Here is a 12,543-nt window from a genome sequence, read left to right as displayed (position 1 = left end):
GCTCGGAGACAGGCATACTTGGAGGATGCGAGCCCCCCGTCGTCGCCGTCCCCTTCGAAGGAGCGTGGTGGCTGTGCCAGAAGGTGTGAGCCTGGCTGCTCTCGCCGCGCGGGCATCGTACGTGGGGAGCAGCGAACACAAATCGTTCCCGTCGTTCGCCGGTCCGCCGAGGCTACGCGCAGATGCGAGCAAGTGCGATCCGGCATTTGCCGACCCGGACGAAATAACGGGATGGCTCCGTACCGCCATGGAAGCCGGTCGCATCGGAGCACCCTGGGAAGGAGACTTCCCGCGATACGTTTGGCATCGACTCGACACAGTGATCTATGAGGCGAGGCTTGTAAATCAAGAGCTTGGACAGTACAAGGGCTACCCACTTCAGCCCAGCGAACTGCCAGAGGGGCTGTCATGAGCTCACGCCCAGAACTGATGATCAAATGGGAATGGGAACCATCCGGGGCGGTGCGCGCACAAGAGCACGCCGCCACTTGGGCGCGCATTGAGATCTGGGTAGGCTCCGAATGTGTCACCCTGGTTGAGGATAGGGAATCCGGCAGTTCTCGTCGCTCTATCTACTGTCCGCTGTACCCACTGGCCGAGTGGATTGCCTATAACTGGTGGTTCATTCAGTCTGACGCCAGGCCCGCAAGCGGCCTTGCGCTCCGCTGGTCCTCTGATCAAACACAGGCCTCCAAGCTGCTACGCAGGCACTCAATTCGCGGAAGTGGGGACGGGTTCTTGTGGCCCAATCTCCTGATAGTCCCCGAAGGAAACCAAACACGCCTGGCCTGGCAACGCGACAGGTCAACGCCCACTGATCGAGTAATCAGCTACTTGAATCAAGGCGATGCCCTCGCCGATCCCGCCGCCGTGCTACGGGAACTCGCGTCCGTAGTATCGGAAGTGCTGACGAGGCTGGCAGAGAAGGGTATTCACGATACACCCCTGCACAAGGAGTGGGCGGCGGTCCAGCAGGCACATCCGGACGAGGTAGAATTCTGTCATGCCGCCGCAAGACTCGGCCTCGATCCTTACTCCGAAGCAGAGCCGTATCAGGAATCCATCCTGCACGCCTCTGAACTCTTCTCGGGAAACTTGCTAACTGACTTCCTAGATGCGGTTGATCCGAAGGGAATAGGTACGGCCATAGCTTGGATCGAGTCCGCAAGTGAACTCATCAGAGCAGGCCATAAGCGCGACACAAAAGTTCGGGATCTTCGACGGGAATTGCGCCGGGACCTCAATCCTCAATCTACCTTCCCCTGGGAAGTCGGGTGGGCGCAAGCAAGACGAGTCCGCCGTACACTGGAGATGCCCGACACGAATGCGTTTGAGCTCAAAGCATATATATCGGGCGTTGAACACATTTCTGCGGATCGAGGGCTTCTCGCTGCCGGAGGGCCAGTGGAGCAACATGGTCCTGCCGTCGTGACCGGCCAGTCTCAACCTGCGTCGGCACGTAGATTCACGCTTGCTCGCGCACTTTGGCACCACCTCTGGGAGGAGCAGAACACCCTTTTCCTCGTCACCACTGCTTACACTGATCGACAGAAGGTCGAACGCGCATTTGCGGCAGAGCTGCTAGCTCCTGCCGCTGGCGTATCTCAGGTGCTGGAGAGTGATCCAGAGACGGCGACCGTGGAGGATCTGGAGCGGGTAGCCGCTGCCTTCAAGGTTTCCCCGCTGGTCGTTCGCCACCAACTCCAGAACCAACTCCTATCGGATGCGGCGTAACAGCGGGCCACAGCAGGCCGTGACGCGCTCGGACGCGCTGAGAACGTCCATCTTGATCAACGTCGACACCAGGTTGTACCACCCCCGGCCACTACCGCCTGCCGACGCCGGCGGCCCACCCGCTGAGCGCGCCGCCCATCCTTCCATAGGCGCTCCGCTGCACCTGGCCACCATCGTCAGGCCAGAACGCTCGACACACAGCAATGAGCCCTCGCCCCCATCGGCCGAGGGCTCACACAGAGCTGTGACAGATTAGTTCAGGTCGTACTCACCGCGTTTCACACGGCGGACGAACACACGCCAGTCGGCGGCACCGAACGCCACGTGGGGAGCCGCGAGGGCTTTGGAGTCCCGCTCTCCGATGTTTGCTCCGAGGCACGCAACGTCCCACGCCATCGCTCGTTCCAGCGTCGGCTCCTCTTTGGCTGGAATTGCACCAGACGGGAGTCATCAGAAGCCTTCCATCACTTGCTGGATCAACTCGGCGGACGCGTCCACCGGAAGGCCCGATCTACAGAACCCGCGTGCCGTGCTCCAACTTCATGCCCTCGAATAGGACAGCCAGCTCACCAGGTGCCGGGGAACAACCGCTGCTTGAGAAAGCGGTCCACGCGTTCCGCCGCCGCTTTCGCGTCACCGCAGGGGGCCAGGAAGCCGTACCGACCCCACCGGGCGTCGTGATAACCCCACGTCCCCCCGGACGTCGCCAGGACGCTCACCAATACTCCGGCGTCGTCCGTCACGCCGCTGGCGTACACCCACAACAGGGGCACCGGAACCGCGAACTCTCCGCTCCCGTAGAGCCGGACATATCGCCAGCCGCGCGCTTTGAGTGCGACGGCCAGCAGATCCAGATGCCGCACCGCGACTTCGTGCCCACAACGCGTCCGCCACCGAAGGACCGGTTGCCACCGGCCCACGGCCCTGCGCAGCCCGCGAACCATCCGCCTCTCCTCCCGGCTCCACCGGCCACCGCACCACTCATGGCTCACGCGCCGACCCTCGCCCATACCCATTTCCCGCGTGGCTCCGTAGGCGTGACCCCGCACTCCAGCGACAACGCCTCTACGATCGGCAGGCCACGCCCGCCCAGGCCGTCGCCGTGGCCCGGGTCGAGCGACGCGGCGTCCGGAGCCACGTCACCCGCCACTACCTCCAGCCCGCGCTTGCGGACCGGCCGCGCATCCGAGCAGTCCCATACCGACAGCAGCACCGCGTTCAGCTCCCGCGTGAGAGTCACCCGGATCTTTCCGTCCGGGACGTGCAAGACCGCGTTGGTGACGAGCTCACTGGCGATCAACGAGACATCGTCGGTGAGCTTGGACAGCCCCCAGCCGGCCAGCCGCAGTTCGACGAGCATCCGCACCTCCCCCACGGCGGTCTTGGCCGCGAGGAAGGTCACGTCAAGGGCGCCCTGTGCGCTGGGTGTCGCCATCGTTGCCGCCTCCACTACGAATCCTTTACTCTTCGCACAGGTTCACACACTCACCGCTACCTTTGCTTTGTCTCGGGATGGATTCGAGAGTCACGGAGGAGTCATGGCCAGCACCGCTGAGTCGATCAACCCGATGGACGGCCTCTGGTCACTTCTGGCCTACATGCTGCGGAAACTCCGTCAGCAGCACCGCCAATCCCAGGCCGATGTCGGACGGCTCGTGGCGGCCGACCACAAGACGGTCTCGAATTGGGAGGCCGGGAGAAACCACCCACCTGTCGAAGCCCTCCGGGTCCTCGACCTTGAGTGGAAGGCAGGCGGGCTCCTGGAAGCCCTGCGCCACTACGCCAAGACCATGCAGGCCCCGGCACAGTTCCTCGCGTTCGTCGAGTACGAGTCACTGGCCGACGTGATCCGCATGAACGGCGTCGCTTTTGTGCCGGGCCTTCTCCAGACACCCGAATACGCGCGTGAAGCGTTCACCCTTGCGGGGGAGCCGGATATAGAAGACCAGGTCAGGCTACGGATGGAAAGACAGGCGGTCCTCACCCGAGCCGATCCGCCCTACGTCTCGATCCTCCTGTCGGAGATTGCTCTCACGGTCATCCCACCCACCCTCCTACCAGGCCAAATCGCAAGGCTCACAGAGGTGGCGGAGCTCCCTAACGTCACGCTTCGGCTGGTGTCCGCCGATGTCGGCCTGCAAGTGGGGCTTGGAGGGGCTTTTCATATCTTCACCACACCAGAGCGAGAGGTCGGGTTCGTGGAGACTCCTGCTCGTGGAAGACTGGTGACCGAGGTGGAAGACCTGCGCAAGCTCACCGTCGCGTTCGACCGAACCAGCGGGCGCGCCCTCTCGCCCGAGGTCACCCGCACCAGGCTCCGAGAAATAATGGAGGCTCACCAGTGACCCAGTGGAAAAAGTCAAGCCGCAGCGCCGACACCGGCCAGACAGACTGCGTTGAGGTGGCCCGTCTTACCCGGAAGGTCGCCATGCGGGACTCCAAGGCTCCCCAGGCAGGACACCTCACACTGTCCCCAGGGTGCTTCTCCGAACTGGTTGCTCGCATCAAGCGGGGCGAACTGAACCCGTGATCCGCAATGCGTGGCCAGCCTCGGAGGGGGTCTCACGCTCGCCGGGGAAGCTTCGCGCATGCCCATCGAACCCCTGAAGCGGAGCGACGCCTGTGACCATTTGGAGAAAATCCAGCCGCAGCGCCAGTTCCGGCCAGACAGACTGCGTCGAGGTCGCCCGGCTTGACGGGGTTGTCGGCCTTCGCGACAGCAAGTCCCCGGACTCCGGTCACCTCAGCCTGTCGCCTGCCGCCTTCGCTGAACTCGTCGCGGGCGTGAAGCGGAACGACCTGGACAGCTGACCCCTCACGCGATGGACCCCGGCTAGTGCCGCGTCAGGCAACGTTTGCGACGTTCGTCGTTGACCCTGAGCCGACGGCTAGGTGACGTGGCACCGTGCATCGAAGTCGAGCGTTATGGGCGCCGTCCCGTTGCGAACCTGAACACCCCGAGCGCCGAATCGGTCGCGCGCTCGGTCTGCGGTCTGGTTCGCATCACGGCGGTGTTGAGTGGGTGGGATCGGGCGCCGATGAGAAACGGCGCCGACAGGGGTCTAAGTACCGTCCAGTGAAAACGCGCTGCGCGCATCAGGGGAGAGCAACGAGATGAGACCACTTCGATACTCGATCAACGTCACGCTCGACGGCTGCTGCCATCACGAGGCAGGGCTCCCCCCGGACGAGGAGTCGATGCGCTACTGGACCGCTGAGATGAAGCGAGCCGATGCCCTGCTATTCGGCCGGGTGACCTACGAGATGATGGAGTCGGCGTGGCGGAAGCCGGCCACGGACACGTGGCCTGCCTGGATGGACGAGTGGCAGATCCCGTTCGCCGAGACCATCGACCGGGCGAAGAAGTACGTCGTGTCGAGCACGCTGAGCGGGGTCGATTGGAATGCCGAGCTGGTGCGAGGCGACTTGGGGCAAGCGGTGCAGCGGCTCAAGCAGGAGTCAGGCGAGGGCCTGTGGGTGGGTGGCGTGACGCTCCCCCTGGCGTTGGCAGATCTGGGACTGATCGACGAGTACGAGTTCCTTGTGCATCCGGTCCTTGCCGGACACGGGCCGACGTTGTTCGCCGGTCTGCGTGAGCGCATCCAGCTCGAGCCCGTGGCCCGCCATGAGTTCCGGTCGGGCGCGGTCGCCCTGCGATACCAGCCCACGCGAGTTGCGGCTTGACGTGATTTGTCCTGGCACGTTGGCCGCTCCCGCGCGACGGAACGACGGCTCGGGTCGCGTTGGCCGCGCGGGCCGTGCCCCCGAACGCGCGGACATATCGACGGGGGACATCGCCCCGAGGTGCCGGTAGCGGACAGGGCAAACGTTGCCTGACGCGGTACTGGCTAGTGACCCGGTGCCCTCCATCAGGGCCGCATAGTCACCGAGGACAATGCCGAGACCTGCGTGGTCCGCTCCCGGCACGGCAGCATCTTCCGCGACGGCGCGGTCGTCCATGGCCACGCCGCCGCCCGCCGACCGTCCTTCGAGACCGGCGGAATCAGGCTTCGGTGCCGACGCCCCGGTCGGGGGCGCTCATGTCTCCCGTTCCGGGGGTGCCGTCGGCGAGGCCGTAGCGCAGGTAGACGGTGCCCGTCGGGCTGGCCACCGGGGGTTCGAGGAGCTTGACGTTCGTGGGCACCGCGCCTCCGTCGAACACCTTCTTCCCGACGCCGAGCATGATGGGGTGCACCCAAAGGTCGAGACGGTCGAAGAGTTTCTCGCGCAGGAGGGTCTGCACCAGGTTCAGGCTCCCGACGACCTTGATGTTCTCGTGCCGGTCACGGATCTCGCGCACCTCGGCGGCCAGGTCCGGGCCGAGCTGAGTCGAACCTGCCCACGAGAGGTCGGGCTTTCCGCGGGAGGCCACGTACTTCGGGATGCTGTTGAAGAGCGCGGCGATCTCGCCGTCCTCGCCGCCCTTCTGGTGCGGCCAGTAGGCGGCGAAGATGTCGTACGTCCGCCGGCCGAGCAGCAGGGCGTCCGTGCCCTCGTACGCGGCACCGACCTGCCCCCCGGAGACCTCGTCCAGCAGGGGCGCCTGCCAGCCGCCGAACGGGAACCCCACCGGGTCCTCGTCGGGCCCGCCGGGCGACTGCCCGACGAGGTCGAGGGTCGCGAACATCTCGATCTGGATGAGGCCCATGTCTACTCCCGAGAATCAGTTGTCCTGGTCAGGAGGTTGACCTGGGGGCACCCGGATACTCATCGCTGCCACGGCACTTCCCATTGCCGGACAGCCCTGGCCGGCCGGGCCACGAGTCTGATGATCTTCGACCTGGGCATACCCGCTCAGCCGGTCGGCAGGCCAGAGATCATGCGCAGCCAGATCGCCTACCGCGGCACCACCGACACCCACGTGGTCTGCCCTGGGACGGGCGGGTTTCAGCGGGGTGCGGGGCGGTTGTTCGTGACCATGATGAGGCCGCCGATGACGGAGGCGAGCAGGGCGATGATCGTCGGCGGCACGGATATCACGAAAGCCAGCCGCCACCCGAACGACCTCGCCAGCGCCAGGCCGACGACGTGGCCGAGGACGGCGGCGAGCGCGCCGGCTCCGGCCGCCACTGCGATCCTCCGTCCCCGCAGGTGTCCGGCGCGCAGCGCGAGCACCACCGTGCTCGCGGCGAGCACGCCCGCGCCCAGGCCCGAGGCGATCCGGCCGACGGTCAGGAGCGAGAAGTTCGGCGTCAGGGAGTGCAGAGTCACCCCTACGAGGACCAAGCGCGACTGGGCTTGCGCCGAAGGCTACCTGGACTGCATGAACTTCCCTCCCGACTGATCTCCCCATTCCCACACTCGGACCGAGCCGTCATCGGAGCCGGTGGCAACCAGCAATTGCCCGTCCGATTGCAACGTGAAAGTCAATGATCGTACTGGCCCGGGATGGGAGATCACGCCGGCCGGTTCTCCGGTGGCCGCGTCCCACAACCGCACCGTCCTGTCATCCGACCCGGAGGCCAGCAGCAAGCGCCCCTCTACCGGACTCGGCGCGAACGCCACCGACCTCACCGCCCTGGTGTGGCCGGTCAAAGGCCGGCCGACGGGTTCTCCGGTGGCCGCATCCCACAACCGCACCGTCCCATCGACCGACCCGGAGGCCAGCAGCAACCGCCTGTCCACCGGACTCGGCGCGAACGCCACCGACCTCACCAGTCTGGTGTGGCCGGTCAAAGGCCGGCCGACGGGTTCTCCGGTGGCCGCATCCCACAACCGCACCGTCTCATCGACCGACCCGGAGGCCAGCAGCCAGCGCCCGCCGCACGGTCGGGACGCGAATGTCACCGAATGCACCGGCTCGGTATGGCCGGTCAATGGGTGGCCGACCGGCCGTCCCGTGGCCGCATCCCACAACCGCACCGTCTTGTCATCCGACCCGGAAGCCAGCAGCGACCGCGCACGGAACGACTTCGGAGCGAACGCCACCGACCGCACTGCCCTCGTGTGACCGGTCAAAGGCCGGCCGACGGGTTCTCCGGTGGCCGCATCCCACAACCGCACCGTCTTGTCATCCGACCCGGAAGCCAGCAGCGACCGCGCACGGAACGACTTCGGAGCGAACGCCACCGACCGCACCGCCCTCGTGTGACCGGTCAAAGGCCCACCGACCGGCCGACCGGTGGCCGCGCCCCAAAACCGCCCCAGCGCGCCGCGGTCGGTCCGGGCGGCCGGTTCTCCCGTGGCCGCGTCCCACAACCGGACCGTCTTGTCGTGGGAGGCGGAGGCCAGCACCGGCGGCTCGTCGTTTCCCTCCGGCCTGAACGCCGCCGCCTGCACCGAACCACTCTGGCCGTCCTTGTTCGGCGCCGGCCGGCCGACCCACCGGAGCCGCCAGGCGGGTTCCCGGCCGGTGACCGGAGGCCGGTGGCGCACCAGCGGACAGGGCGCGGACGCCCGCTGCCCGACGGCGCGGAGGCGATCGGCCACCGCAGACGCGGATGCGGGCCTGTGTGCGGGGTCCTCGGCAAGGAGATCGCGGATGAGGTCGTCAAGGGCGGGGCTGACGCCGGGCCGATGAGCGCTGGGCGGATCCACGGTCCTGGCCCCGCCGGTCAGGAGCCGGTAGAGCGTCGCGCCGAACGCGTACAGGTCGGCTCGGTGATCGACGGTGCGGCCCTGACGCTGCTCCGGAGCCATGTACGCGGGCGTCCCCACGGACGCCCCGAGTCCGGTCAGACCGGCGGTGGCCTCACGGATGAGGGCGATCCCGAAGTCGCAGATCTTGATGATGCCGCCGGACACGAGCATCAGGTTGGCGGGCTTGATGTCACGGTGCACCACACCGGCCTCGTGGGCCGCGGCCAGGCCCTCACATGTCTGGATGCCGTACCCGAGAACCTGGTCGACCGGCAGACCGCCTGCGGCCTTGCCCGGTAGCGAGTCCAGGTCATCGCCCTCCAGGAATTCGAGGATCAGGAACGGCAGGCCATGGGCTCCGTCGGCCGCGTCAGGCCGCCGGTGCTCACCGAAGTCGTGCACCGTGGCGATGTTGCGATGGTTCAGCCGGGCGGTGGCCTCTCCCTCGCGCCGGAACCGAGCCAGCACCTGCTCGGCGAGCCAGGGATCACCTCGCAGATCGGCACGGATCAGCTTGACCGCCACCCGGCGGCGCAGGGTCTGGTCGAAGCCCTCCCACACCTCACCCATCCCGCCGCCGCCAAGCCGCCGGACCAGCCGGTACCGATCCGCCAACACGGTTCCCTGCTCCATGCGGATCAACGTATCCGGGCTCCCGGAAGCACGCCGGTCGAACGATCGGGCCTGTCCGCCGCTAGCGTTGGACGCTGCTGTTCAGGACCTCTCTGGGGGCGGTGGTGTCCGTGCTGGGCTGCGAGGTCCGGAGGTAGGGGGCGGGGCCGCGGTCGGCTATGCGGGCCGACGTGATGGTCAGGTCGTAGTGAGCCCACGCCATGGCGGCGCCGGCCAGGCGGCGGGGCGTGGCGCGGATGAGATGGACGTCCGGTGAACCGGTGACGATCAGCAGGACGGGCTCGCCGCGGTCCAGGTCGTCCACGGTGGGGTCGTCGGGCCAAATCGCGACGCGCAGGCATCGGTCCTCGATCACCCGCAGCTCGCCGCAGTCCGGGACGCAGACCCAGGGCAGGCCGTCCGCGGCACAGGTGATCATGACGATGGGACGCTGCCGCGCCTGGGAGCTCCTGATCGCGTCGATGGAGGTTGCGAGGACGTCGGGTGAGGCCGCCATCGGGACGTCCGCCGGACGTCGAAGAGTCGGCCGCCGCCGTTCGGGTGTGGACCATTCCTGAACCCACTTGAACATACGTTCGATTTTAGGTGATGCCAGTGACTTCGCGCCCTACCTCGGGGGTGACATGAACGGGCGGCGGGCCGCTTGGCGACAGCAATACGAGATGGTGTCTCGCTTGACGGGATCTGGGAGGTTGGCTTACGGTTTGCGGGAGATCCTCCACAGTCGGGAGCACGCCATGAGCCGAGTCGCCTCGCGGGGCCTTGGGTCGGCTGTGCGCGCCTACTCTGAGCCGCTGCGCGTGCGTCCGCCGCGTACCGGCATGCGTCCCGGCACGGCGGCCGGCCTTCCGCAGACGCCCTTCTAACGCACGACGTCCGCCGCCCTGTCTCCCGGGCCGCGGCGTTCCGTCCGCGGTCCTGCCCTCCTTTCTGAAGTGCGAGGCATCATGTCCACGACCATTGGCCTGTCCCCGATTTCCGGGCCGTCCGCCTGGCGCGGCGACGAACTGGCCGGCTCCACCGAGTGGATCTACCACCTGTCCGACGCCGAGCGGGACGAGCTGGAGGCCGTCGGCCGCCGGTTCGTCGCCGACGACCCCGACCTGCGCACCGTCACCGCCGCCGACTACCCGCTGGACGCCTCCACCGGCCTCATCGAGGAGTGCGCCCAGCAGATGGACTCGGGCCGCGGGTTCATCCTCGTCCGCGGGCTCCGGACGGAGGAGTACGGCGACGCGGTCGCGGGAGCGATCTTCTACCTGATGGGCCTGCACCTCGGCTCACCCATGCCGCAGAACCAGTACGGCGACGTCCTCGACCACGTCATCGCCACCTCGAACAAGACCATGGACGACCCGACCGCGCTGCCGTCGCGGGTCCGGGACCGGCTGCCGTTCCACTCCGACAGCTCCGACGTCGTCGCCCTGATGTGCCTGCGCGGCGCCCGCGAGGGCGGCGCGAGCAGCCTGGTCAGCGGCACCACGATCTACAACGAGATCCTGCGCCGCCGCCCCGACCTCGCGCCGCTGCTGTTCGAGCCCTGGCACTGGGACTGGCGCCGGCAGGACCCCGACGCCCCGGCCAACACCTACCAGTCGCCGATCTGCAGCTACGTCGACGGTGTCTTCAGCACCTACGCCGGAGCCCAGATGATCTTCACGGCGCAGGAGTACCCGGAGGTGCCGCGGCTGACCGAGGCGCAGATCGAGGTGCTGCACCTGTTCGACGAGATCGCGCAGGAGCCCGGCCTTCCGCTGGACATGGACTTCCAGCCCGGCGACGTCCAGTGGCTCCTGAACTACGCCGCGCTGCACTCGCGCACCGAGTACGTCGACCACCCCGAGCCCGAGCGGCGCCGCCACCTGCTGCGGCTCTGGCTGCGCCGGGCAGTCGGCCGCCCGATGGTGCCCGGCTTCGGCAAGAACGTCATCAACACGCCGGACGGCAAGGCGAAGGAGCCCCTGCCCGGCGGCCGCTTCCAGATCGCGGACGCGGTCGTCCCCAACGAGACCTGGGGGCTGTGACCGTCCGCCCTGAAGCTCGTGGCCCCGTTCCAAGAGCGGTGTGAACGGGGCCACGACACCCCTGGCCGAAGCAGGCCGATCGGGTCGCGGCGGGATGCGGTCAGCGGGCCCGGTCGTAGACCATGGCCATCTCGCCCAGCTTGCCGGTCTCCTGGTGGGCGAGCGCCCAGCGCGTGGCCGGCAGGCCGTCCTCGAACAGGCGCCGCCCGCCGCCCGCGATCTCCGGGAAGATCATGAGGTACAGCCGGTCGACCATGTCCGCCGCCAGGAGCGGCTTGATGAGGCTGGCGCTGCTGTTGACGAGGATGTCGCCCGCACCGGTGCTCCTGAGCTCGGTGACGACGTCCGTGACGGGTGCGTTCACCAGGCGGGTCCGTTCCCATGGCGCTTCGGTCAGGGTGGTCGAGAACACCACCTTCTCCGTCTCGGTCAGCCACCGGGCGTACCCGCGGTCACGCGGGTCGGCGTCCTCGTCCGCGGCGACCGGGGGCCAATAGCCCATGAACCCTTCGGCGTTGATCCGGCCGAGCACCGCCGTCGTCGCGTCCTTCCAGATGCGTGCCAGCTGGTCTCGCGCGACCTCGGTGGTCACGTACGGGGCGAACGCCGCGAAATCGCCAGGCCCGCCAGGGCCGTGGTAGCGCCCGTCGAGGGTGAGGCCCAGGTTGGCGGTCACCCTGCGGCCACTGCTCTGCTCGCTCATTTCACGTGCTCCTTGTTTCAGTGTCGTGATCGGTGTCGTGCGGGTCGGCGGCGAGGACGGCCGCGAGCCTGTCGAGGCTCTGGCCGAAGCCGATCTCGATGCCCGCGATGAAGTCCGCGGAGTCGACCGTGCTGTCGGTGATCCGGTAGTGGACGTGCAGGTCGGTGCCGTCCGCGGCGCGCTGGAGATCGATGCCGACGTGGGCGGTGAAGGCCGTACCGCCATCGGGAAGCAGCGGGGCGAGCCGGTAGCCGAGGTGCTCGGCCGGGCGCACGTCCTCGACGACCCCCTCCGCGCGGCCCGCGACCGGCTCGGAGCCGTCGGCGTCCTCGGCGTCGCGGTACTCCTGGACGATCCGCCCGCCCGGCCGCGCCTCGAAGACGAGCTCGGAGACGCGCAGGCCGTCGGGCGTCCACCACCGGGCCAGCAGCCCGGCCTCGGTCAGGTGGCGCCACACCAGCGCGGGGCGCCCCGCCAGTGACCGGGAGAACCGGAAAGAGCGGTCGTCGGCCCACCCCGGCCGCTGCGCGGCGAGCCGCTCCGCACGGAGGCTGAGCCCGTACCGGTCGAAGGTCTCGCGCGGACCGCCGACCTCGTCGGCGGTGTCGGCGAGCCGCCCGAGTGCGGCCGCCAGCTCCCGCAGCGGGGCGGGCTGCAGCGCGTAGATGCGGCGCTGGCCGGTGCGCTGGGAAATGACCACGCCGGCCCGTTCCAGCGTCTGCAGATGCTTGGTCGTCTGCGGCTGGCGCGCCCCGGCGAGCCGCGCGAGCACCCCGACCGAGCGCGGCCGCTCGGCCAGCAGGCACACGAGCCGCCAGCGTGCGGGATCGGCCAGTGCGGCCAGCACGTCGTCCATGCGGCAAAGCATTC

Annotated in this window: 14 protein-coding genes; 6 read left to right on the top strand and 8 right to left on the bottom strand. The window is 67.9% G+C overall.

What is annotated here, in order from left to right; all coding sequences use genetic code 11:
• Nucleotides 1-408: 408 nt before the first annotated feature.
• Complete coding sequence (locus E1289_RS04295) at nt 409-1,734, top strand: ImmA/IrrE family metallo-endopeptidase (RefSeq protein ID WP_131975467.1); 1,326 nt, start codon at nt 409-411, stop codon at nt 1,732-1,734.
• A gap of 566 nt (nt 1,735-2,300) precedes the next feature.
• Here the strand turns inward: E1289_RS04295 and E1289_RS04285 are convergent.
• Both E1289_RS04285 and E1289_RS04280 read right to left on the bottom strand, forming a co-directional pair.
• Entirely contained in the window at nt 2,301-2,597 is a 297-nt protein-coding gene (locus tag E1289_RS04285) for a hypothetical protein (RefSeq protein WP_131975463.1), read from the bottom strand.
• A gap of 125 nt (nt 2,598-2,722) precedes the next feature.
• Nucleotides 2,723-3,169 carry an ATP-binding protein gene (locus E1289_RS04280; RefSeq protein ID WP_131975461.1) on the bottom strand — a complete coding sequence of 149 codons (447 nt, stop codon included), beginning with the start codon at nt 3,167-3,169 and terminating at the stop codon, nt 2,723-2,725.
• A 103-nt stretch (nt 3,170-3,272) separates the two neighbouring features.
• Between E1289_RS04280 and E1289_RS04275 the strand changes: the two genes are divergently transcribed.
• From E1289_RS04275 to E1289_RS04260, 4 genes are all read left to right on the top strand, one after another.
• On the top strand, nt 3,273-4,079 hold the full coding sequence (locus E1289_RS04275; RefSeq protein WP_131975459.1) for a helix-turn-helix transcriptional regulator: 807 nt from the start codon (nt 3,273-3,275) through the stop codon (nt 4,077-4,079).
• The gene (locus E1289_RS04270; protein ID WP_131975457.1) at nt 4,076-4,264 is read left to right on the top strand and encodes a DUF397 domain-containing protein; all 189 of its coding nucleotides are present in this window, start codon (nt 4,076-4,078) and stop codon (nt 4,262-4,264) included. The genes E1289_RS04275 and E1289_RS04270 overlap by 4 nt, the downstream gene beginning before the upstream one ends.
• A 92-nt stretch (nt 4,265-4,356) precedes the next feature.
• Nucleotides 4,357-4,545, top strand: coding sequence for a DUF397 domain-containing protein (locus E1289_RS04265; RefSeq protein WP_131975455.1), 189 nt, complete (start codon nt 4,357-4,359; stop codon nt 4,543-4,545).
• Between the two features lie 303 nt (nt 4,546-4,848).
• Nucleotides 4,849-5,418 carry a dihydrofolate reductase family protein gene (locus E1289_RS04260; RefSeq protein WP_131975453.1) on the top strand — a complete coding sequence of 190 codons (570 nt, stop codon included), beginning with the start codon at nt 4,849-4,851 and terminating at the stop codon, nt 5,416-5,418.
• Between the two features lie 319 nt (nt 5,419-5,737).
• Here E1289_RS04260 and E1289_RS04255 read toward each other — a convergent pair whose 3' ends face one another.
• The 4 genes from E1289_RS04255 to E1289_RS04240 all read right to left on the bottom strand — a co-directional run bounded on the left by E1289_RS04255 (nt 5,738) and on the right by E1289_RS04240 (nt 9,517).
• Nucleotides 5,738-6,382, bottom strand: coding sequence for a dihydrofolate reductase family protein (locus tag E1289_RS04255; protein ID WP_131975451.1), 645 nt, complete (start codon nt 6,380-6,382; stop codon nt 5,738-5,740).
• Nucleotides 6,383-6,621: 239 nt separating this feature from the next.
• Complete coding sequence (locus E1289_RS04250) at nt 6,622-6,945, bottom strand: MFS transporter (protein ID WP_165970336.1); 324 nt, start codon at nt 6,943-6,945, stop codon at nt 6,622-6,624.
• Between the two features lie 39 nt (nt 6,946-6,984).
• The gene (locus E1289_RS04245) at nt 6,985-8,946 is read right to left on the bottom strand and encodes a serine/threonine-protein kinase (RefSeq protein WP_131975447.1); all 1,962 of its coding nucleotides are present in this window, start codon (nt 8,944-8,946) and stop codon (nt 6,985-6,987) included.
• Between the two features lie 61 nt (nt 8,947-9,007).
• Nucleotides 9,008-9,517, bottom strand: a complete 510-nt coding sequence (locus tag E1289_RS04240; RefSeq protein WP_131975445.1) for a hypothetical protein — start codon at nt 9,515-9,517, stop codon at nt 9,008-9,010.
• Nucleotides 9,518-9,893: 376 nt separating this feature from the next.
• Here E1289_RS04240 and E1289_RS04235 point away from each other — a divergent pair, with 376 nt between their 5' ends.
• Nucleotides 9,894-10,970: a TauD/TfdA family dioxygenase gene (locus E1289_RS04235; protein ID WP_131975443.1), complete on the top strand. Its 1,077-nt coding sequence runs from the start codon at nt 9,894-9,896 to the stop codon at nt 10,968-10,970.
• A gap of 100 nt (nt 10,971-11,070) precedes the next feature.
• On the opposite strand, the gene E1289_RS04230 is transcribed toward E1289_RS04235, so the two are convergent.
• Both E1289_RS04230 and E1289_RS04225 read right to left on the bottom strand, forming a co-directional pair.
• Nucleotides 11,071-11,673, bottom strand: a complete 603-nt coding sequence (locus E1289_RS04230) for a dihydrofolate reductase family protein (protein ID WP_131975441.1) — start codon at nt 11,671-11,673, stop codon at nt 11,071-11,073.
• Nucleotide 11,674: 1 nt separating this feature from the next.
• On the bottom strand, nt 11,675-12,529 hold the full coding sequence (locus E1289_RS04225; protein ID WP_131975439.1) for a metalloregulator ArsR/SmtB family transcription factor: 855 nt from the start codon (nt 12,527-12,529) through the stop codon (nt 11,675-11,677).
• Nucleotides 12,530-12,543 lie beyond the last annotated feature (14 nt).

Origin of the sequence: Actinomadura sp. 6K520 (assembly GCF_004349245.1) — a bacterium.
Lineage (GTDB): Bacteria > Actinomycetota > Actinomycetes > Streptosporangiales > Streptosporangiaceae > Spirillospora.
Note: the sequence above shows the minus strand (reverse complement) of the source record. Positions and strands in the feature narration are given on the sequence as shown.